11 protein-coding genes and 1 pseudogene are annotated in these 22,879 nt (G+C 71.8%); 7 read left to right on the forward strand and 5 right to left on the reverse strand.

Translation table 11 applies throughout. The annotated features are described in order from the left end of the window. The first annotated feature begins 364 nt into the window (after window positions 1–364). Window positions 365–5,419: an NAD-glutamate dehydrogenase gene (locus ACFYY6_RS13735; protein WP_351525494.1), complete on the forward strand. Its 5,055-nt coding sequence runs from the start codon at window positions 365–367 to the stop codon at window positions 5,417–5,419. 458 nt (window positions 5,420–5,877) lie between these two features. Here the strand turns inward: ACFYY6_RS13735 and ACFYY6_RS13740 are convergent, their stop codons facing one another. After that, complete coding sequence (locus tag ACFYY6_RS13740; RefSeq protein ID WP_351516617.1) at window positions 5,878–6,690, reverse strand: ABC transporter ATP-binding protein; 813 nt, start codon at window positions 6,688–6,690, stop codon at window positions 5,878–5,880. Continuing rightward, entirely contained in the window at window positions 6,683–7,627 is a 945-nt protein-coding gene (locus tag ACFYY6_RS13745) for an ABC transporter permease (protein ID WP_351516618.1), read from the reverse strand. Before ACFYY6_RS13745 ends, ACFYY6_RS13740 begins: the two co-directional genes overlap by 8 nt. Before the next feature lie 128 nt (window positions 7,628–7,755). On the opposite strand from ACFYY6_RS13745, the gene ACFYY6_RS13750 reads away from it, so the two are divergent. Next, a complete protein-coding gene (locus ACFYY6_RS13750; protein ID WP_386607605.1) occupies window positions 7,756–8,379 on the forward strand; it encodes a TetR/AcrR family transcriptional regulator in 624 nt (207 codons plus the stop codon). Between the two features lie 127 nt (window positions 8,380–8,506). Here ACFYY6_RS13750 and ACFYY6_RS13755 read toward each other — a convergent pair whose 3' ends face one another. Next, complete coding sequence (locus tag ACFYY6_RS13755) at window positions 8,507–12,181, reverse strand: CDP-glycerol glycerophosphotransferase family protein (protein ID WP_389193165.1); 3,675 nt, start codon at window positions 12,179–12,181, stop codon at window positions 8,507–8,509. A gap of 292 nt (window positions 12,182–12,473) precedes the next feature. Between ACFYY6_RS13755 and ACFYY6_RS13760 the strand changes: the two are divergent. From ACFYY6_RS13760 to ACFYY6_RS13780, 5 genes and pseudogenes are all read left to right on the forward strand, one after another. Next, window positions 12,474–12,956: pseudogene (locus ACFYY6_RS13760) on the forward strand (CDP-glycerol glycerophosphotransferase family protein); the annotation flags it as partial. Between the two features lie 34 nt (window positions 12,957–12,990). After that, window positions 12,991–16,794 (forward strand): CDP-glycerol glycerophosphotransferase family protein, encoded by a 3,804-nt coding sequence (locus ACFYY6_RS13765; RefSeq protein WP_389193168.1) that lies wholly within the window; start codon window positions 12,991–12,993, stop codon window positions 16,792–16,794. A 145-nt stretch (window positions 16,795–16,939) separates the two neighbouring features. Next, window positions 16,940–18,151, forward strand: coding sequence for a glycosyltransferase family 39 protein (locus ACFYY6_RS13770; protein WP_351626807.1), 1,212 nt, complete (start codon window positions 16,940–16,942; stop codon window positions 18,149–18,151). 91 nt (window positions 18,152–18,242) lie between these two features. Next, on the forward strand, window positions 18,243–19,757 hold the full coding sequence (locus ACFYY6_RS13775) for a bifunctional glycosyltransferase/class I SAM-dependent methyltransferase (RefSeq protein WP_351516622.1): 1,515 nt from the start codon (window positions 18,243–18,245) through the stop codon (window positions 19,755–19,757). 163 nt (window positions 19,758–19,920) lie between these two features. Next, a complete protein-coding gene (locus ACFYY6_RS13780) occupies window positions 19,921–20,292 on the forward strand; it encodes a hypothetical protein (protein ID WP_242433902.1) in 372 nt (123 codons plus the stop codon). A gap of 232 nt (window positions 20,293–20,524) precedes the next feature. Here the strand turns inward: ACFYY6_RS13780 and ACFYY6_RS13785 are convergent, their stop codons facing one another. Beyond that, window positions 20,525–21,424: a carbohydrate ABC transporter permease gene (locus ACFYY6_RS13785; protein WP_351516623.1), complete on the reverse strand. Its 900-nt coding sequence runs from the start codon at window positions 21,422–21,424 to the stop codon at window positions 20,525–20,527. Next, window positions 21,421–22,875 (reverse strand): sugar ABC transporter permease, encoded by a 1,455-nt coding sequence (locus ACFYY6_RS13790; RefSeq protein ID WP_351516624.1) that lies wholly within the window; start codon window positions 22,873–22,875, stop codon window positions 21,421–21,423. The genes ACFYY6_RS13785 and ACFYY6_RS13790 overlap by 4 nt, the downstream gene beginning before the upstream one ends. Window positions 22,876–22,879: the final 4 nt, after the last annotated feature.

Genomic DNA, 22,879 nt, shown 5'->3' on the forward strand with positions numbered 1-22,879 from the left:
TGCTCCGTCTACCAGAGTGCGGCAACACGGGGCGACGCGCTGTCCAGAGTGTCAAACTTCCCGACCATCTTTTGTACACATGCGGCTCATGACGGTTATGGGGGCGGTCGAGATAGCCTGGACCTCGTGATCAGCGCGATATGCCTCGGGGGCAGCGGAGCCCCCGATCTGCGCCCGGAGTGCCTCAGCACCCGGGCCATGCCTGATCCTCTCCACCCGGGCCGACGGTCAAGAATTACCGATACCGCCCCGGACACCCCTCATAGCGGCATACCGTCGACTCAGACCGGAAAACCCGTGTCGTGGCGGTACGTCACTGTTTACACCTACGTCACGCAACGGCGCGCGACAGGAGCCAGAGGACATGCAGACCAAGCTGGACGAAGCCAAGGCCGAGCTGCTCGCACGGGCCGCCAAGGTAGCTGAGCACAGCCCGGGCGGTGGTGTCGGTGGCCCGGGTGGTGCCCCGCAGGCGGGCGCCGGGGCCGACGGCAACGGGACGGGACAGGAGCGTCCCGGACAGGACACGATCCTCGCGTACCTCCAGCGTTACTACCTGCACACCGCTCCGGAGGACATCAGCGGCCGGGACCCCGTCGACGTGTTCGGCGCAGCCGCCTCCCACTACCGGCTCGCGGAGGTCCGCCCGCAGGGCACGGCGAACGTCCGGGTGCACACCCCGACCGTCGAGGAGAACGGCTGGATGTCCAGCCACTCCGTCGTCGAGGTCGTCACCGACGACATGCCGTTCCTGGTCGACTCCGTCACCAACGAACTGTCCCGCCAGGGCCGCGGCATCCACGTCGTGATCCACCCGCAGGTCGTCGTGCGCCGTGACGTCACCGGCAAGCTCATCGAGGTCCTCTCCGAGGGCAACGGCCTCCAGGCGACCCCGCAGGGCCGGAAGGACGCCAAGCCCGCCAAGGGCGCCAAGGCGACGAAGGGCACCGGCGCCAAGGGGGCCAAGGGCACCGAGCTGCCGCACGACGCGCTCGTCGAGTCCTGGATCCACGTCGAGATCGACCGCGAGACCGACCGCTCCGACCTCCAGCAGATCGCCGCCGACCTGCTGCGGGTGCTGTCCGACGTACGGGAGGCCGTCGAGGACTGGGAGAAGATGCGCGACGCCGCGCTCCGCATCGCCGACGACCTGCCCGCCGAGCCGCTGGACGACCTCGCTGACGAGGAGGTCAACGAGGCCAGGGAGCTGCTGCGCTGGCTCGCCGCCGACCACTTCACCTTCCTCGGTTACCGCGAGTACGAGCTCAAGGAGACCGACGCGCTGGCCGCCGTGCCCGGCACCGGCCTCGGCATCCTGCGCTCCGACCCGCACCACAGCGTCGACGAGGCCCACCCCGTCAGCCCGTCCTTCGACCGGCTGCCCGCCGACGTCAGGGCCAAGGCCCGCGAGCGCAAGCTCCTCGTCCTCACCAAGGCCAACAGCCGGGCGACCGTGCACCGCCCCAGCTACCTCGACTACGTCGGCGTGAAGAAGTTCGACGCCGAAGGCAACGTCATCGGGGAGCGCCGCTTCCTCGGCCTGTTCTCGTCCGCCGCCTACACCGAGTCCGTGCGCCGGGTGCCCGTCATCCGCCGCAAGGTCGCCGAGGTGCTGGACGGCGCGGGCTTCTCGCCCAACAGCCACGACGGCCGCGACCTGCTCCAGATCCTGGAGACGTACCCGCGCGACGACCTGTTCCAGACGCCCGTCGACCAGCTGCGTTCCGTCGTCACCTCCGTGCTGTATCTCCAGGAGCGCCGTCGGCTGCGGCTCTACCTGCGCCAGGACGAGTACGGGCGCTACTACTCCGCGATCGTCTACCTGCCGCGCGACCGCTACACCACCGGCGTACGGCTGCGCCTGATCGACATCCTCAAGGAGGAGCTGGGCGGCACCAGCGTCGACTTCACCGCCTGGAACACCGAGTCGATCCTCTCCCGGCTGCACTTCGTGGTCCGGGTCGCGCCCGGCACCGAGCTGCCCGACCTCACGGACGCCGAGGCCGACCGCATCGAGGCCCGGCTCGTCGAGGCCGCCCGCTCCTGGGCCGACGGCTTCCAGGAGGCCCTCACCGCCGAGTGCGGCGAGGAGCGCGCCGCCGAGCTGCTGCGCCAGTACGGCCGCGCCTTCACCGAGGGCTACAAGGCCGACCACTCGCCGCGCGCCGCGGTGGCCGACCTCGTCCACCTCGAAGCGCTCAAGAAGGACGAGAAGGACTTCGCCCTCAGCCTGTACGAGCCGGTCGGCGCCGCCCCGGGCGAGCGCCGGTTCAAGATCTACCGGACCGGCGAGCAGGTCTCCCTGTCCGCAGTCCTCCCCGCCCTGCAACGGCTCGGCGTCGAGGTCGTCGACGAGCGCCCGTACGAGCTGCGCTGCGCGGACCGCACCCACGCGTGGATCTACGACTTCGGTCTGCGGATGCCGCAGACCAACGGCACCGGCGCCTACCTCGCCGACGACGCCCGCGACCGGTTCCAGGACGCCTTCGCAGCCGTGTGGACCGGCGCGGCCGAGAACGACGGCTTCAACGCGCTGGTGCTGGGCGCCGGGCTGACCTGGCGCCAGGCGATGGTGCTGCGCGCCTACGCGAAGTACCTGCGGCAGGCCGGTTCGACCTTCAGCCAGGACTACATGGAGAGCACTCTCCGCAACAACGTCCACACCACCCGGCTGCTGGTCTCCCTCTTCGAGGCCCGGATGTCCCCGGAGCGGCAGAGCGCCGGCACCGAGCTGACCGACGGACTCCTGGAGGAGCTGGACGGGGCCCTGGACCAGGTCGCCTCGCTCGACGAGGACCGGATCCTGCGCTCCTTCCTCACCGTCATCAAGGCCACCCTGCGCACCAACTTCTTCCAGACGGGGGCCGACGGCGAGCCGCACGGTTACGTCTCGATGAAGTTCGACCCGCAGTCCATCCCGGACCTGCCCGCGCCCCGTCCGGCGTTCGAGATCTGGGTCTACTCGCCGCGCGTCGAGGGCGTGCACCTGCGCTTCGGCAAGGTCGCCCGAGGCGGTCTGCGCTGGTCGGACCGGCGGGAGGACTTCCGCACGGAGATCCTCGGCCTGGTCAAGGCGCAGATGGTGAAGAACACCGTCATCGTGCCGGTCGGCGCCAAGGGCGGCTTCGTCGCCAAGCGGCTCCCGGACCCGGCCGTCGACCGTGACGCCTGGATGGCCGAGGGCATCGCCTCGTACCGCACCTTCATCTCGGCGCTGCTCGACATCACCGACAACATGGTGGCCGGCGAGGTCGTGCCGCCCGAGGGCGTCGTCCGGCACGACGAGGACGACACCTACCTGGTCGTCGCCGCCGACAAGGGCACCGCGAAGTTCTCCGACATCGCCAACGAGGTCGCCGTCGGATACGGCTTCTGGCTCGGCGACGCGTTCGCCTCCGGAGGTTCCGCCGGTTACGACCACAAGGGCATGGGCATCACCGCCCGGGGCGCCTGGGAGTCCGTCAAGCGGCACTTCCGCGAGCTCGGCCACGACACCCAGACCCAGGACTTCACGGTCGTCGGCGTCGGTGACATGTCGGGTGACGTGTTCGGCAACGGCATGCTGCTCTCCGAGCACATCCGCCTCGTGGCCGCCTTCGACCACCGGCACATCTTCATCGACCCGACGCCGGACGCCGCCGCCTCGTACGCCGAGCGGCGCCGCCTCTTCGACCTGCCGCGCAGCTCCTGGGCCGACTACGACAAGAACCTGCTCTCCGCGGGCGGCGGCGTGCACCCGCGCACCGCCAAGTCCATCCCGGTCAACGCGCACATGCGCAAGGTGCTGGGCATCGAGCCGGGCATCACCAAGATGACGCCCGCCGAGCTGATGCAGACCATCCTCAAGGCCCCCGTGGACCTGGTGTGGAACGGCGGCATCGGCACGTACATCAAGTCCTCCGCCGAGTCGAACGCCGACGTCGGCGACAAGGGCAACGACGCGATCCGGGTCGACGGCCGGGACCTGCGGGCCAAGGTCGTCGGCGAGGGCGGCAACCTCGGCGCCACCCAGCTCGGCCGGATCGAGTTCGCCCGCGGCGGCGGCAGGATCAACACCGACGCGATCGACAACAGCGCCGGTGTGGACACCTCCGACCACGAGGTGAACATCAAGATCCTGCTCAACGGTCTCGTCCGCGACGGCGACATGACCGTCAAGCAGCGCAACAAGCTGCTCGCGGAGATGACCGACGAGATCGGCCGCCTGGTGCTGCGCAACAACTACGCGCAGAACGTGGCGCTCGCCAACGCCACCGCCCAGTCGGCTTCCCTGCTCCACGCCCACCAGCGCTTCATGCGCCGACTGGGCCGCGACGGGGACCTGGACCGCGGGCTGGAGTTCCTGCCCAGCGACCGGCAGATCCGCGAGCTGCTGAACGGCGGCAAGGGGCTGACCCAGCCGGAGCTGGCCGTGCTGCTCGCCTACACCAAGATCACGGCGGCCCGGGACCTCATCCGGACCAGCCTGCCGGACGACCCGCACCTCCAGAAGCTGCTGCACGCCTACTTCCCGCACCAGCTGCGCGAGCAGTTCACCGAGGCGGTCGACGGGCACGCGCTGCGCCGCGAGATCATCACCACGGTCCTGGTCAACGACACCGTCAACACCGGCGGTTCGAGCTTCCTGCACCGGTTCCGGGAAGAGACCGGCGCGTCCATCGAGGAGATCGTGCGGGCGCAGTTCGCGGCCCGTGAGATCTTCGGGCTCGGCCAGGTGTGGGACGCCGTCGAGGCGCTCGACAACGAGGTCGCCGCCGACGTCCAGACCCGGATCCGGCTGCACTCGCGCCGACTCGTCGAGCGCGGTACGCGCTGGCTGCTCGGCAACCGGCCGCAGCCGCTGGCGATCGCCGAGACGATCGACTTCTTCAGGGCGGGCGTCGAGCAGGTCTGGGCCGAGCTGCCGAAGGTGCTCCAGGGCGCCGACCTGGACTGGTACCAGTCGATCCTGGACGAGCTGACCGAGGCGGGCGTCCCGGGCGAGCTGGCCCAGCGGGTCGCCGGATTCTCCTCCGCCTTCCCGGCGCTGGACGTCGTGGCGATCGCGGAGCGCACCGGCAAGGAGCCGCTCGCCGTCGCCGAGGTGTACTACGACCTCGCCCACCGGCTCGGTATCACCCAGCTGATGGACCGGATCATCGAGCTGCCGCGGGCCGACCGCTGGCAGTCCATGGCCCGTGCCTCCATTCGCGAAGACCTGTACGCGGCGCACGCCGCGCTCACCGCGGACGTGCTGTCCGTGGGCAACGGGGGCTCGACGCCCCCGGAGCGGTTCGAGGCGTGGGAGGAGAAGAACGCGGCGATCCTCACCCGGTCGCGTGCCACCCTGGAGGAGATCCGGGGGTCGGACGCGTTCGACCTGGCGAACCTGTCGGTGGCCATGCGGACCATGCGGACGCTGCTGCGCACGCACGGCTAGCGCTGCGACCGGCAAGGTTTGCCCGGAAGGAGCGGCGTCCGGTGCTTCCCCAAGCTCTCAGCCTTGTTCGAGCAGGGGGAGACCCCATGATCGCAAGGCGGCCGAAAGCCCTCGGATGGGGTCTCCCCTGCTCGAACGAAGTCGAGAGCTTGGGGAAGGGCTACGTGGGCTTTCGGCCAACGCCGAAGGGGGTCCCCCCTGGCCCTTGAGGCCTTGGGGGAGTGCGTGCCGGACGGTGCGACGGGGCAAACGTTGCCGGGAGCGGCACTAGCGCTGCGACCGGAAAGGTTCACCGGCAATCCTTTCCGGCCACAGCACTGGGCAGGCCCGCCCGCCGGGGGCGTGCGCTCCACCCGACGAGGGTGCGCGGCGCCCGACGGCGGGGGACGGGACGGGACAGCTGAGAACGCCCTCGTCGTCGTTGCGCTCGTGGGGTGTCCGACGGTCCGACGGCCCGGTCATCTGCCGCCGGACGTGAACCTCTCGTACGCGGCCACGACCTCGTCCGCCGGACCGTCCATCCGCAGCGTCCCGGCCTCCAGCCAGATCGCCCGTTCACACGTCTCGGTGATCGACTTGTTGCTGTGGCTGACCAGGAAGACCGTCCCGGCCTCCTCGCGCAGCTCCACGATCCGTTCCTTGCTGCGCCGCTGGAACCTGGCGTCCCCGGTGGACAGCGCCTCGTCGATCAGGAGCACGTCGTGGCTCTTGGCCGCCGCGATCGAGAAGCGCAGCCGGGCGCCCATGCCGGAGGAGTACGTCCGCATCGGCAGTGTGATGAAGTCGCCCTTGTCGTTGATGCCGGAGAAGTCGACGATCTCCTGGTAGCGCTCGCGGACCTGGGCCCGGGACATGCCCATCGCGAGACCGCCGAGCACCACGTTGCGCTCCCCGGTCAGATCGCCCATCAGGGCCGCGTTCACGCCCAGCAGCGAGGGCTGACCCTGGGTGTACACCCGGCCCTTCGTCGCGGGCAGCAGCCCGGCGATCGCCTTCAGCAGCGTCGACTTGCCCGAGCCGTTGGAACCGATCAGGCCGATGGCCTCGCCCCGGTACGCGGCGAAGCTCACCCCCTTCACGGCGTGCACCTCGCGCACCCCGGGGGCCTGCCGGCGCGAGACGATCCGGCTGAGCGCCGAGGTCGCGCTGCCCCGCCCGGCACGGGCGCCGTTGACCTTGTACGTGATGTGCACGTCGTCCACGACGACGGTCGGCACGCGCTCGTCGCCGACACCATTGCCGCCGCCGGTGTTGCCGTTGTGGTCAGCCACGTCCGTACCGCTCCTCCGCCTGCCAGAAGTACAAGAAACCGCCCACGCCGCATACCAGCGCCCAGCCCGCCGCGATCGCCCAGACGTGCGGCGGCAGATGGGACGCGTCGAAGCTGTCGATGAGCGCGAACCGCATCAGGTCGATGAAGACGGCGGCCGGATTGCACTTCAGAGCCACCTCGACGATGTGCGGGACCCGGTCGCCCTTGAGCATCTGGTCGACGCTCCACATGACGCCGGAGGCGTACATCCAGGTGCGCAGGACGAACGGCACCAGCTGGGCGATGTCCGGGGTCCTGGCGGTGACCCGCGCCACCGCCATGGACACGCCGGTGTTGAACACGGACTGGAGGAACAGTGCCGGGATCGCCAGCAGCCAGGACGGCTTGGGGAACTGCCCGAACCCGATCAGGATCACTGCCAGCGCGGCCAGCGAGAACAACAGCTGCTGGAGCTGCTGGAGGGCCAACGCGATCGGCAGCGAGGCGCGCGGGAAGTGCAGCGCCCGGACGAGTCCGAGATTGCCGCTGATCGCGCGCGTCCCGACGGTGATCGAGCTGCTGGTGAAGGTCCAGATGAACACGCCGGTGACGAGGAACGGCACGAAGTCCTCGACGTTGCGCCTGGTGTCCATCAGCACGCCGAAGATGAAGTAGTAGACCGTCGCGTTCAGCAGCGGGGTCATGATCTGCCAGATCTGGCCGAGCTTCGCCTGGCTGTACTGGGCGGTCAGCTTGGCGGTGGCGAACGCCGTGATGAAGTGCCGCCGGTCCCACAGCTGCCGGACGTAGGTGCCAAGCGAGGGACGTGCCCCGCTCACGGCCAGGCCGTGCCGGGCGGCGAGCGCGGCCAGCTCGCCCGGAGCGTACGCCGGGAGGGGCGCAGCGGCGGCGGGGGTGTCGGCCGGGGCCGCTGGGGTCGTTGTCTGGCTCACCACGATCGCTTTCGACGGAGGGGGAATACGGGATCGGTCGATGGAACGGGACCGTATCGTCGCAACGCCGAGGGTAGGACGCTTCGACGTCGCAACGCAACCGTTTCGTCGTGGCGGACTATGCTTCGGCCATGACCACCGCCCCCGGAACCCGCCGCCGTGCCCCCGCCGGAGCCGCCGTGCTGCGCGAGGACGTCACCGACGCGATCCGCAGCGCGGTCTTCGAGGAACTGGCCGCTGTGGGGTTCGCCCGGATGTCGATCGAGGGCATCGCCCGGCGCGCGGGCGTCGGCAAGACCGCCGTCTACCGGCGCTGGAAGTCCAAGCTGGCCCTGGTGCTCGACCTGGTGTCCGCCGTGGCCGTGCAGGGCATGCCGGCCCCGGCCACCGGTTCGCTGCACGGGGACGTCCGTGCCGTGCTGGAGCTCGCCTCCTACGCACTGCGGCATCCGGTCGCCTCGCAGGTCATCCCGGACCTGCTGGTCGAGGCGGTCCGCAACCCGGAGATCGCCGACACCATCAAGGCCGCTCTGCTGGATCCGCAGCAGGGCATCGCCGCCGTGGTCGTGCGCGACGCGGTGGAACGCGGCGAACTGCCCGAGGGCAGCGATCCGGACCGGGCCCTGGACCTGATCGTCGGCCCGCTCTACTGGCGGCTCGCCGTCGTCCGTACCCCGTTGCCCAAGGGCTACCTCGACGACCTGACGGCCTCGGCGGTCGCGGCGCTCACGGCGGGCGGCGCGGGCACGGCGTGAGGCCCCACGGCGCGCCCGGCGTGCTTGGTACGGGACCTCGCCTCAAGGCGCCCGGCGCGGACGGCGCGCACGGCGTGAGGGTTCGAGGCGCGTGGCGTGCGGCGTGTGGCCGGGCGGGGCTGAACGTCTACCCTGCGGCCAGCAGCCGGTCCGCGACGCGGGAGGCGGCCCGGCCGTCGTCCAGGTCGCAGAAGTCCCTGCGGAAGCTCTCGTACGCCGCCGCGTACCGGGCGACCGAGGCGGCCAGGTTGCCGGGATCGCGCAGTACCCCGGCGACGTCGTCGGTGCGGGGGAGCAGCGGGCCGGGCGCCCGGGTCTCGAAGTCCAGGCAGAAGCCACGCACCGTGTCGCGGTAGTGGGCCAGGTCGTAGGTGTGGAAGAGCATCGGGCGGCCGGTGTGCGCGAAGTCGAACATCACCCCCGAGTAGTCCGTCACCAGCACGTCAGCGATCAGGAGCAGCTCCGCGACGTCCGGGTGCGCCGACACATCGCGCACGCCGTGCTCCTCGGGCACGGTCCCGGTCACCCGCGGGTGGCGCCGCACCAGCACGGTGTGCCCGTCGCCCAGGGAACGGGACAGGGCGGCCAGGTCGAGGGCCGGGTCCCAGCGGTAGCGGGGGTGCTCGCCGTCGGTGCCGGACGGGTGGGCGAGATGGTCGCGGTAGGTCGGTGCGTACAGCACGACACGGCGGCCGTCCGGGATGCCGAGCCGATGGCGCAATCGCTCGGCGGTCTTGCCCCGGTCCGTGGCGAAGAGCAGGTCGTTGGCCGGTGACCCCGCCTCCAGGACCTCGCCGTCGTAGCCGAGCGCGCGGCGCAGCAACGGGGTCGAGTGGCGACTGGGGGAGACCAGGAAGGACCACTGGGCCGCCCGGCGCGGCAGCGAGGCCAGCCGGTGGTGGTCGGCGTACAGGGTGCCTCCCAGGTCCGTGCCGAAGCGGCCGAGCGGGGCGCCGTGCCAGGTCTGCACGACGGTCTGGCCGGGCCGCCGCTCGAACCACTCCGGCAGCTGCCCCGCGGTGACGATCCGGCGGGACCGGGCCAGCGCCTCGTACCAGGCGGCGCTGTGCTCGACGACCGGGACGGTGGCGGGCGGGAGCGGGCCGTGGAGCCCGTCGGTCACCCAGAGGTGCTCCGTCTCCACGCCCCGGCGCACCAGTTCGGCGTGCACGGCGCGCGGTCCGCCGCCGTTTGTGCCGCCGCCCGCGTAGAGTACGGCGTCCCGCAACGGGAGCGTGCGCCGCGACGGGTAGTGCGTGCGGCGCAGTTCCGCCCGGCGGTACGCGCCCCGCTCGGTGGCACGGAGGACCGGGCCGGCCCGCAGCGCCAGCCGGTCCCCGAACCGGCGCTCCAGGGCGAATTCCCGGTCGGGCGCGGGGGCCGCCGGGTCCGTGCCGTGCCGGGGCAGCGGCAGCCGGGCGCCGAGCGCGGCCAGTACTCGGACCGGACGGCCGCCCAGATACGCTTCCCAGCGACCCTCGTGCAGTCCCGCCGCCACCGACGGCGCCAGGAACGCGGTGAAGCGGCGCCCCTCGTACGCGCCTGCATCCGCCTCCTCGTACGAATCGGCGTACGCCCCTTTGCGTGAGCCTTCGTACGAGTCGGCGTGCGCTCCCACATGCGCACCGGCGTACGTTCCGGAGCCCGCTCCCTCATGCGCCCCGGCGCCCGGCTTCCCGTACGCGCCCGCCCCCGCGCGCGGCGGCGCGTGGGTGACGGGGACCGTCACCGTCTCGCGCAGTGTCTCGTGCCGCAGGACCAGCCGGGCCGGGCCCTCCGCCTGCCGCAGGCGCGTTCCGGCCCCGGTCACCCCCTCGACCCGCAGAGCCCCTTCCACCGTCCAGACGGCCGCGTCCACGAACGGCTGTCCGCTCAGGTCCAGCACCAACTCGCCCGCCGCGTCCGCCACCACCGGCGGAGCCGTCTCCGGGGCGGCGGCGAGCGGCACCCGCGAGCCGTCCGCCAGCACCAGCCGCGCCCGCCACCGCCCGCCGGGCTCCCGCTCCACTTCGGGCGGCGCCCGGTGCGGGACCGGTGGCGCGGACGCCATCCCGGCGAGGTCGGCCAGCGGGATCCGTACTGTGAACCGGCCGTCCGCCCGGCACTCGACCGGGTGGCCGAACTCCTGGTCCGGCACCCCGTCGCAGGTCAGTACCACCGCCTTGGGGCGTGCGCCCGCGTACAACCGACCGGTCAGCTCCAACGCGCCCTCGCCGCGGGGGCCGTTCTCGCCGAAGCGCCGGTCTTCGCACCGGGCCGGGAGCCGCACCAGGTTCAGCCGAAGCCGCCCTCCCCGGTGGTCGAGCACCGCCCGCAGCCCGTCGCCCAGGTCGTGGACGAGCGGCTGGACGGCCCCCGCCTCCGCCGTGCGCACGGCCACCCGGCGGACCGTGCCGTGCGCGGCCACCATGACGCCCACCAGCCATTCACCGGACCGCAGCCGGCGCGGATCGAGGGTCAGCTCGAAGCCGGAGTTCTCGTAACTATGAAGCTCCTGACCGGAGTTGATGGTGGCCTCGGGCGACGGAACGTTTCGCACCGGTACCGTGCGCAGCTGTCGGCCGTGTACCGCGCGCACCATGCCCATCTTCAGCGAGTGGCGCGGCGAGGCGACCGGGAGGTTGCGGACGTACGCGTAACCGCGCAGCCGCAGCTTCCCGTCGTAGCTCCACCGGGCCTCCGACAGCCGTGCCACGGCCGGGAGGTCGGCGCGTGCCAGGCGGACGACGTCCGGCAGACCGGGAATACCGGCCTGCCGTAGCCCCGGCACCCCGCCGACCAGGAACGTCCCCGCCCCGTTGGCCCGTTCGAAGGCGAGCACGGACAGCAGATCGGCCAGTCGACGCTCCCGCACCAGCCGCCACTTGAGCCGCAGTTCTGCGGGCAGTTCCTGGATCGCGTCCCGGCCCGGCGCGTCCAAGTGCTCCATCCGGTCCAGGAACGTGCCGGCGCCCGTCATGAATGCCTTCCGGTACTCGGGTCCGCCCCGCGCGAGCCCCTCCAGGAAGTACACGAGGTCGTCGCGCAGGCACGACAGGTCGTAACGTCGTCGCGCACCCGCGTTCGCCATTCCGCCCAGGCCCGCCAGGAACGCGCTGACCTGCTCGCACGCCGCGATCCGGTCCCGTGCGCCCCGCGCGTCCGTACACCGCCGGGTGATCGACCCCTCCCGCACCCGCCAGTAGTAGACGTGCTCGTGCAGCACGTCGACCGCGCCCGCGAGGTAGTGCGCCGGGATCATCACGGGCGCGTCCTCGTAGTGCCTCCCCTCCGGGAACGCGAAGGAATGACGGTCCCAGAAGGAGCGCCGGAACACCTTGTTCCACGCGACCCGGTCGGTGAGCAGCCGTGGCTCGCGGCTGATGTGGGCGCGCGTCCGGGTGGCGGTCAGCCAGCGGTACTGCCACGCCTGCTGCCGCCCCCGCTCGTCCAGCCGCCACACATTGCCGGTGGCGAAGTCGGAGCCGGTCGTCTCCAGCGAGGCCAGCATCCGCTGAAAGGCGTCGTGGACGACGACGTCGTCGCTGTCGACGAACGCGAGGTACGGCACATCCGGCGAGGTGTGCCGCACGCCCGTGTTGCGTGCCGCGCTCAGCCCGGCGTTGTCCCGGCGCACATAGCGGAAGCGGTGGTCCCGGGCGGCGTAGCCCCGGGCGATGTCCGTGCTGCCGTCCGTCGAACCGTCGTCGACGAGGACCACCTCGATGTCGGAGACCGTCTGTCCGGCCACCGACCGCAGGCAGTCCTCCAGACAGTCCTCGACGTTGTGGACCGGAACGACGACACTGAGGCGCGGCTTCATGCCCGGACAACAGGGGCGGACGCGCACGGTCACCGGCACTGCCCCGAACGGGTGAACACGCGGTACGGAGGACGGCGGACGCCCGGCTACCCCCGGCTGCCGTGCTCCTCAGCGTCGTCGTGCCCGTCCCCCGCGCCCAGGGATATCTCGGGGCGATCCTGGAATCCGAGTTCGGGCATTGACGGTCCGGAGCTGCGAGTCGTCGACGACGGGTCGCGGGACGGCAGCGCCCGGATCGCCGCCGAGTTCGCGGCCCGCGACCCGCGGCCTCGACAGCGCCCGGGAGCGGGCCGTGACGGCGCATCCGTCCGTCGAGGAACTCTGCCTGGTCTCCGACCTGTTGATCCGGACTGCTCCTCCCTGATGTTCGACTACGCCTGCCTGGACCGCCCGATCGTCTGCCACGCCCCCGACTGGGCCGCCTGCCGGGCCGCGCGCGGTGCCTGCTTCGACCGGCTCTCGGGGCGCCCCGGCGAGACCCCCGGCACGGTCACCACGAGCGGAGGACGAGCTGCTGGAGGTCCTCAGGACCGGCGAGTGGCGCTCGGCCCGCTCGACGCGGCCGCGGGCGGCGTTCCGGGAGCGCTTCTGCGCGTACGACGACGGGCACGCGGCCGAGCGCGTGGTGCGCCGGTTCTTCTGGACGAGGGCGGCGACGGCGCGTGAGTCCGGAGTGCACGGCGCATCCGGATGGCGGAGCGTAAGCACGGCGTTGCCGACGTCACTCGTTCGGGAGAGACCACGACCGGTGACCCCCGGCCGCCCACGAGGTTGAGCCGTAGGCACAGTCAGGCCCCCGATGAACGGACGTGCCCACCATGCCGCCACGGCTCAGTGTCGTCGTACCCGTCCACAACGTCGAGCTCTATCTGACGGACTGTCTGAGCTCCCTCGCGGAGCAGACGATGGCCGATCTGGAAGTGGTGATCGTCGACGACGGGTCCACGGACGCCAGCGCGGACCTGGCCACCGGATTCGCCGCCCGCGACCGCCGCTTCCGGCTCGTCAGCCAGGCCAACGGCGGCCTCGGCCACGCCCGCAACACCGGGGTGCGCCACTGCGACCCGGGCGCCCGCCACCTCGCCTTCGTCGACAGCGACGACGTCGTCCCGCCCCGCGCGTACGAACTCCTCCTCGGGGCCCTGGACGAGACCGGCTCCGACTTCGCGTCCGGCAACGTGCTGCGGCTGCGCCCCTCCGGGAAGCTCCAGCAGTCGCCCAACTTCCGCAGGCCGATGGCGACGACCCGGCTGCGCACCCACATCTCCCGCGACTGGGACCTCGCCGCCGACCGGATCGCCTGCAACAAGGTCTTCCGCCGCTCCTTCTGGGACGAGCACGCCTTCGCCTTCCCGGTCGGCGCGCTCTACGAGGACATCCCGGTCGTCCTGCCCGCCCACTTCCTGGCCCGGTCCGTCGACGTCCTGAAGGACACGGTCTACCACTGGCGCGAACGGGCGGGTTCGATCACCTCCCGCCGCGCCGTCGTCCGGGGCGTCCAGGACCGTGCCTCGCACGTCCTCGGCGTCTCCGCCTTCCTCGACGAGCACCGCGGCGCCGCCGACAAACGACGGTACGAGGAACACGTCCTCGCCAACGACCTCTGGTACTCCATGGAGGCGCTGCCCGACGGCGACGAGGACTACCGGCGCGCCTTCCTCACGTACGCCAACGAGTTCACCGACCAGGTCGACCCCGCCGTCCTGGACGCGTTGCCGGTGCGTCTGCGGCTGATGTGGCATCTCGTACGTGAGCGCCGGACCGACGAACTGCTGGCACTGCTCGCCCACGACAAGGCGGAGCCGGGCGTGTTCGCGGTACGGGGCACGCGGCGGCGCACCGCCTCCTTCCCGGTGCTCACCGGCCCCGTCCCGCGTCCCGTGCTCAAGGTCGCCGAACGGGACCTGCCGCTCACCGCCCGGCTGCGGGACGCCCGGTGGCGGGACGGCAGGCTGCATCTGTCCGGGTACGCGTACATCCGGAACCTGCCCGCCACCTCGCGCGTCAGCGAGTTCCGGACCGGCTGGCTGCGCGCCGGGCGCCGCCATCTGGTGCCGCTGCGGCTGCGCACCGTCGTCGATCCCGAGGCCACCGCGCGGTCGCGGCAGAGCCTGCACGACTACGACCGCTCCGGGTTCGAGACGGTCATCGACCCGGCCCGGCTCCGCATCGACGCGCGCCGAGGGCCCGCACGCCTCGTCTGGCGCCCGGAGATCGGCATCGCCGGGCACGGCATGCTGCGCCGCTCCGCCCTCTCGACGAACGAGGCGGCCGCCCCGCCGCCCGTGCACCGGCCCGACGGCGACCACCGCATCGTGCCCGCCTTCGACGACGGCACGCTGGTGCTGCACGCCGAACGGATCGACGCCCGTTTCGAGTCCCACCGGGCGGGCGGTCCGGTAGGTACGGACGGCCCGGACGGCCCGGATGACACGGACGGCGCACGCACCGCCCACGTCACGCCCGGCGCACGCACTGCACTGGTCGTGCCCGGCGTGGACGGCGCATCCGGCGCCCAGGTCGTGCCCGGCGCACCCGGCGCGGACGGGCCGGGCGACAGTGTGGTGATCGACGGCATGGTCCGCGCCCGGCTCGCCGTGGGGCCCCTGCGCCTCTCCCTCACCCACCTCCCCTCCGGGACGTCCTTCGACCGCCCGGTCAGGGTCCACGAGAGTGCCGGACCCGCGTTGTCCGGCTGGCGCCGCTTCACCGCGACCGTTCCGCTCGACGCCTTCGCCGCAGCCCGCGCCGCCGCCCGGGCGGGTACGGGGGAGGGGGCGCCGCCCGCGCAGATCGCGTACAGCGCGCATCTCCTCGGCCCGGACGGGCGGCGCACGCCGATCGACGTACCGGGGCCGGTGCTTCCGGGCCGCTACCCGCTGGACGGGAACGGAACCGGGGAGAGGGAGGGCGGGAACGGGGACACGGCGGGCGCGGCCTCACCGCGCGAACTCGGCCTCACCGCGAGTGCGCGTGGCAACCTGCTGATCACCGACCGCACCGTCCAGCCCGCCGTCGACCTCGCGGCCTGGACCGACGGCGGCCGGCTCGTCCTGGAGGGCACCTTCCCGGGCCGCCCCGGGCGCCCCGCCGTGCTCGTGGCCCGGCACAGCGGCCACGACGAGGAGGCCGTCCTCCCCGTCGCGTTCTCCGGGACCGGCGGGGCACGGCGGTTCCGGGCCGCGTTCCGGCCGGACGCCGTCGACGGACCCGGTGGACCGCTGCCGCTGGGGCAGGGCCGCTGGTACCTCTTCCTGCGCGAGCCCGGCGCGGTCGGCGGCGTGGCGGGCGGCGCCTACGAGACCCCGCTGCGCATCCCGGCCGCCGCCCACCGCACCCTGCCCGCCGCCCGCACCCTCGGCGGACGCGTGTACGTCGTCGAACGGCGCTACCACGACCAGTTGCTGATCGACTCCGCACCGGTGCTCCCGGCCGCCGAACGCGGCCCGCGCGGCACGCTGTTGCTGCGCGGGACGTACCGGAGCCGACGCACCGCGCCCGTCCGCGACACCGTCCTGTACAGCAGCTTCGACGGCCGCCGGTACTCCGACTCGCCGCGCGCCGTCCACGAGGAACTGGTGCGCCGGGGCGTCGAGTTCGAGCACCTGTGGGTGGTGCGCGACCAGCAGGCGCGCGTCCCGGCCGGTGTCACCGCCGTCGAGCACGGTTCGACCGCCTGGCACGAGGCACTGGCGACCAGCCGTCACATCGTCACCAACACCCAGCTCCCCGAGTGGTTCGAACGGCGCGACGACCAGTTCGTCGTCCAGACCTGGCACGGCACTCCGCTCAAGCGCATCGGCCTGGATCTGGCGGGCACCGCGCAGGCCGACGCCGCCTACATCGCCACCATCGAGCGGCGCGCCCGCCAGTGGAGCGTCCTGGTCTCCCCGAACGGCTTCTCCACTCCGGTCCTGCGGCGCTCGTTCGGCTATCGGGGCGAGGTCCTGGAGTGCGGCTACCCCCGCAACGACCTGTTCCACGCCCCGGACCGGGCCAAGGTCGCCGCGGCCCTGCGCGAACGCCTGGGCATCCCCGAGGGCCGACGCGTCGTGCTGTACGCGCCGACCTGGCGCGACGACCAGCCGCGCGGCGGCGGCCGGTACGCCCTCGACCTGCGCCTCGACCTGGCCGCCGCCGAGCGTGAACTCGGAGCCGACACCGTGCTGCTGGTGCGCCGTCACCACCTGGTGGCCGACCGGGTGCCGGACAGCGGCAGCGGCTTCGTCCGCGACGTCTCGCGCCACCCGGACGCCGGCGAACTGATGCTGATCAGCGACGCCCTGGTCACCGACTACTCCTCGCTGATGTTCGACTTCGCCCTGACCGGTCGCCCGATGCTGTTCCACACCCACGACCTGGCGCACTACCGCGACACCCTGCGCGGCTTCTGCTTCGACTTCGAGGCGCGCGCCCCCGGCCCGCTGATCCCCGGAGCCGCCGGACTCGTCGAGGCGCTGCGCGACCCGGAGCGCGCCACCAGGGGACACGCGCGGGCGTACGAGGCGTTCCGCCGGGACTTCTGCGACCTGGACCGCGGGCACGCGGCGGCGGACGTGGCCGACCGCATGCTCAGGGGGCCCGAAGGCGTTCCGCCCGAGCCGTTCGAATGATTCGGAAATGCGGACGTCCGTACGAATCCGCAGGGAATCGACGCGGCGATCCGCTCACCGGGGAGCAGTTGTTGTGTCGCTCAGCGTCCACGGGTTGCTACGTTCTGTTTTCATGGGTATCCGAATGCGGTGCGAAACCTGGAGCGTGCGACGAGCGAGAACGACCGTGCTCGTCGCCGCCGCCGTGGGTCTTCTCACCCGAATGCTGATCGCGGCCAACAAACCCGGACCGGCCGACGTGCACATCTTTCACGGTTTCGCCGCGGCCATCGCGCGGTACGGCCCCATTCGGATCTACGAGCAACCGCTTCCGGGGCTGCCCGTCTACAACCATCCGCCCCTGGCCGGGTGGATGCTGCTCGGTCTGAACGAACTCTCCGAACTCGGAATCCCGTTCGCAAGTCTTATCAGGGCGCCCGCCTCGATCGCCGATTTCTGCTGCGCGCTCCTCGTCTTCGAAATCGTGCGTCGGCGGCGCTCCCCGGCCGCGGCGGTCGCCTGCGGGGTGGGCGTCGCCCTCAGCCCCGTACTGATCGCCACCTCCGGCTACCACGGCAACACCGACGCGGTCGCGATCACCTTCGCCCTGGCCGCCGCCCACCTCCTCGTGGACCGGAAGGCACCGTTGGCCGCGGGGCTGGCCGCGGCGCTCTCGATCAGCGTCAAGTTCATCCCCGTGGTGACGCTCCCGGCGCTGTTCGTCGTCGCGCTGGGGGCGGGCCGCCCGGCCCTCCTCCGCTTCACCGCCGCCTTCACCGCCCTGATCGCCCTCGTCTGGGGGCCGGTTCTGGCGACCGTGCCGCAGCACCTCGAGGAGAACGTCCTGGAGTACGCGGGCGGCGACCACCGCCTCTGGGGCATCGTCCGGTTCGCCGACCTGGCCGGGCTGCCGGACTCGTTCATCACCTTCGTCCAGGGCGACGGGCACTTCCTGTTCGTGCTGGCCTGCGTGGCGGCCGGGGTGTGGCTGGCCCTGCTGCGGCCCGCGCAACTGCCCGTCGTCGTCGCCTTCACGATGGGGCTGCTGCTGCTCCTGTCCACCGCGTCCGCCCTCCAGTACCTGACCTGGGCGGCTGCCGGCCTCTTCGTCATCGGCTTCTGGGAGGGCGCCGCGTACAGCTGCCTGCTCGGCCTGACCGCGCTCCTCGGCTACATGGGGCGTTCCGCCGTGCGCTGGAGCGAGACCGTGATGCACCTGGGGGAGGCGGGCTGGGCCGTCCTCGCCGTCGGTCTCGCCTGCGGGGTCCGCGCGATCCTCGCCGCGACGCCGTCCGTGCCCGTCCCGCCGTGCGCCGCCGGGCCCGCCCCGCTCACCGCGCCCCGCGCGTCGCGGCCCGCCGGTTCCCCCGTCAGGTGACCACCACCGGGCCCGGGCCCCGCCCCAGCGGGCGGACGCCGGGTTCCCGGCCCCGATCAACCGAGCACCGAGCACGACTGGAGAACGTTCCGTGAAGGAAAGCCCGAGCCCCAGGATCGGCATCCTGGTGGTCGCGTACAACGCCGAGACGACGCTGGAGAGGACCCTCGACCGCATCCCGCAGGACTTCCGGTCCAAGGTCGCCGAGATCCTCATTCTCGACGACGCGAGCCATGACGCGACCTTCACCGCGGGCTGCCGCTGGTCGCAGACGGAGGGAATGCCGCGGACCGTCGTCATGCGGCACACCAAGAACCTCGGATACGGCGGGAACCAGAAGGCCGGTTACGCCCTGGCCGCCGCCCACGGACTCGACATCGTCGTGCTGCTGCACGGTGACGGGCAGTACGCCCCCGAATTCCTGCCCGAGATGGTCGCGCCGATCGAACGCGGCGAATGCGAGGCCGTCTTCGGTTCACGGATGATGAAATCCGGCTCCGCCCTCAAGGGCGGCATGCCGATGTACAAATGGCTCGGCAACCGCATTCTCACCCGGGCGGAGAACCGCCTCCTCGGCTCGCGGCTCACCGAATTCCACTCCGGATACCGCGCCTACAGCGTCGCCGCGCTGGGGAAACTGCCGATCGACCGGAACACCGACGCGTTCGATTTCGACACGCAGATCATCGTCCAGCTGCTCGACGCCGGAATGCGGATCAAGGAGATCCCCGTCCCCACCTACTACGGCGACGAGATCTGCTACGTGAACGGCATGAAATACGCGAAGGACGTCATCAAGGACGTCCTCGAATACCGCCTCGCCGTCAAGGGGTTCGGCACCTGCCCCTGGATCCCCAAGCCCGTCGAATACGCGTTCAAGGAGGGCGACGGCTCCTCGCACGCCGTCATCCTGGAACGGATGCGCGGGCTGCCGCCCGGCCGGGTCCTCGATCTCGGCTGCTCCGGAGGGCTGTTCGCACAGCGCCTCGAAGCCCTCGGCCACGAGGTGACGGGCGTCGACTACGTCGAGGTCCCCGGCGTGCGCGAGAGGTGCACCCACTTCCACCTCGCCGACCTGGAGACGGGACTCCCCCCGGAGGTCGGCACCGGCTACGACTACGTGGTCGCCGGCGACGTCATCGAGCACCTCTCCCGGCCCGAACGGGTCCTCGCCGAGGTCGCGACCGTGCTGCGCCCCGGCGGTCATGTGCTGCTCTCCGTACCGAACTTCAGCCACTGGTACTCCCGGCTGCGGGTCGCGCTCGGGGTCTTCGACTACGACCGGCGCGGCATCCTCGACGAGACCCATCTGCGCTTCTTCACCCGGGCCAGTCTGCGCCGCACCGTCCGCGGCGCCGGGTACGACGTCCTCGACCTCACGTCCACCGGGGCGCCGTTCTGGGCGCTGCTCGGCGGCGGGCCGCTCCCCGCGGTCCTCGGCGGGCTGTCGAAGCTGCTCACCCGGATCCGGCCGACGCTGTTCGGCTATCAGCACGTCGCCCTGCTCACCCCGCACGCGGCCGAGACGATCATCGCTGGAGAGCACGTCGATGTACAGGACATCCTCAACCGACAGTACGTACCCGCCGACCGGGTCGGCGTCTGAGACGAGCGGGCCGGCGACCGGGGCGGCCCGCCCGATGCAGGAAGCGGCCGTACCGGAAGCGGCCGTACCGGAAGCGGCCGGGTCCGTGTCCGAGGCCACCGTCCCCCGCCCCGCCCCCGCCCCGGAGTCCGGGACACCGGCCACCGCAGTCAGGAGCAAGACATTGACCGTCCCCAGTCTGATGCTGCTGCTTTTCGCCGTGTTCTCGTCGGCGGGCGGCCAGATCATGCTCAAGCACGGGATGAAGGGGGCCGCTGCCGCCGCGCACGGCGGCGGATCCGTCGTCCTGCGCGCCGCGACCAGCCCCTGGGTCGTCCTCGGCCTGCTGGTCTTCGCGGTGTCCGCCGTCGCCTGGATGACCACCCTGGCGACGGTGCCGCTGTCCATCGCCTACCCGTTCAACGCGCTCGGGTACCTGCTGATCGTGCTGGCCGGGGCGACGGTGCTGCACGAGCGGACCTCGCTGTGGACCTGGGGCGGCTCGCTGCTCGTGGTCGTCGGCCTGATCACGGTGATGGCGGGCCAGCGACGCTGACCGCGTCGCCGGACGGGTTCCGCTCCGGAGGCAGTCGCGTCAGAACGCGGCAAATCCGTGAAAGGCAGGTGGGGTGGTCCTGCCGCGTTGTACAGGACCACCCCGTGTCGACGTACGGATGTGCGTACCGCTTCGCCGGTACGTCACCCGGGCGCCCGACGCCGCTGCACCGCACCCGTGCCGTCGTTCGCCGTGCGCGTGCTGCTGCTTCGCCGTGCGCGTGCCGCCGTCGCTACTTCACCGCGCCCGCCATCACACCGGAGACGAACTGGCGCTGGAAGGCGAAGAACACGGCCAGGGGGATGACCATCGACACGAAGGCGCCGGGCGCCAGCACGTCGATGTTGTTGCCGAACTGCCGCACCTGCTGCTGGAGCGCCACCGTGATCGGCGGCGAACCGGAGTCCGCGAAGATCAGCGCGACCAGCATGTCGTTCCATACCCAGAGGAACTGGAAGATGCCGAGCGAGGCGATCGCCGGACCGCCCAGCGGCATCACCACCCGGGTGAACAGCCGGATCTCACCCGCTCCGTCGAGCCGTGCCGCCTCCAGCAGCTCCCTCGGGATCTCCGCGAAGAAGTTCCGCAGCAGGAAGATCGCGAAGGGCAGGCCGAAGGCGGTGTGGAAGAGCACCACGCCGAGTGTCGTCTCGAAGATCCCGATCGCGCCGAAGAGCTTCGAGACCGGTACGAGGGCGACCTGCACCGGCACCACCAGCAGCCCCACCACGACCAGGAACCACCAGTCGCGGCCGGGGAAGTCCATCCAGGCGAAGGCGTATCCGGCCAGCGAGCCGAGCACGACGACGAGAACGGTCGCCGGAACGGTGATCAGGACCGTGCTCAGGATGGAGTGGGTGATCGTCGAGTTGTCCAGCAGCCGGGCGTAGTTGTCGAAGGTGATCTGCGACGGGGCGGTGAAGACCTTCCACCAGCCGTCGGCGGCGATGTCGTCCGCACCGCGCAGCGAGGAGAGCAGCAGCCCGACGGTCGGCATCAGCCAGAACAGGCCCACCAGGACGAGGAAGACGCGCATCGCGCCGCCCCCGGCGCGGGCCGCGACGCGGGCGGCGAGGGACCGCTCGGCCCGCACCGGCCCGGCCTCGGCGGACGTGGTCGAGGCGGTCGTCATCGGCGCCCCTCCTTCCGGATGCGGCGGATGTTGACGTACATCACCGGGAGCACCAGCAGCAGCAGGAGCACGGCGATGGCGCTGCCGATGCCGAGGTCCGCGTCCGTGCCGAACGAGGAGCGGTAGAGCTGGAGCGCCAGCACGTTCGCGTCGGCCACCGAGGAACCCGGCGCGATGATGAAGACCAGGTCGAAGACCTTCAGGACGTTGATCATCAGCGTGACCAGCACCACCGACAGGACCGGCGCGAGCATCGGCACCGTGATCCGGCGGAACACCTGCCATTCGTTCGCTCCGTCCACCCGGGCCGCTTCGAGGAGTTCACGCGGCAGGCCGGCCAGGCCGGCGGCGATCAGCACCATCGCGAACCCGGCCCACATCCACACGTAGGAGCCGATGATCGCCGGAGTGACGAGGGTCGGGCCGAGCCATTCGACCCCGTTGTACGGCTCCCTGAAGTTCGAGGCGGGGAGCCGGAGCTCGGCGCCGTCGGCGGAGGCGGGCAGGGTGAACACCCCGTCCGCGTCGGCCTTCGCGGAGGCCACCACCTCGCCGCCCTTGACCGCCTGGACCTCGATGCCCCGAAGCCCCAGTTCCTTGGCGTCGATGACGTTCGGCCGGCCGCCGCCGCCCTTGGTGAAGTCGAGCCACGCGGTGCCGGTGATCTTGCCGGGCTCCGCCTTCGCGGCCCTCGCGGGTTTCGCGTCCGACGGCATCTTCGCCGGGGCCACGCCGACCAGCGGCAGGCGCACCGGCTCCCCGGCCCGTACCGGCGCCTTGGTGACGAACGAGCCGCCGCTGCCCGGCTTCAGCGGGTGGACCGGCAGCGGATGCGCGTTCGGGTAACCGGCCGACTCGGCGAAGGTGTCGTGCACCCCCACCCAGACGGCGTTGGCGACCCCGCGCTCGGGTGCCTGGTCGTACACCAGCCGGAAGATGATCCCCGCGGCGAGCATCGAGATCGCCATCGGCATGAAGACGACCAGCTTGAACGCGGTGCCCCAGCGGATCCGCTCGGTCAGCACCGCGAAGATCAGCCCGAGGGCCGTGGCGATGGTCGGAGCGAACACGACCCAGATCGCGTTGTTCCTGATCGCCGTACGGATCGTCTCGTCCGTGAACAGCGCCTTGTAGTTGTCGAGTCCGGCGAAGCCCGTGCCCGCCTGGTCGAGGAACGACCGGTAGACGGAGTACCCGATGGGATAGACCACGAGCGCGCCGAGCAGCACCAGAGCCGGTGCCAGGAAGAGCGCGGCGACGACCCGGCGGGTGCCGGTCACGCCCCGGAGGCGGCGCCCCGGGGAGCCGGACGGGGCGCCGTCGGGGGCGGGCGTCGGCCCCGCGTCCCGGCCGCCGGACGGCTTCCGGGGCACGGGCACCGACGGGCGCGCGGACGAATGCGTGTCGGCGGGGGGCACCTCGTCGGCGCCCCCCGCTGCGGCTGTCGTCATCGCG

This window comes from Streptomyces sp. NPDC001750 (assembly GCF_042892615.1).
Lineage (GTDB): Bacteria > Actinomycetota > Actinomycetes > Streptomycetales > Streptomycetaceae > Streptomyces.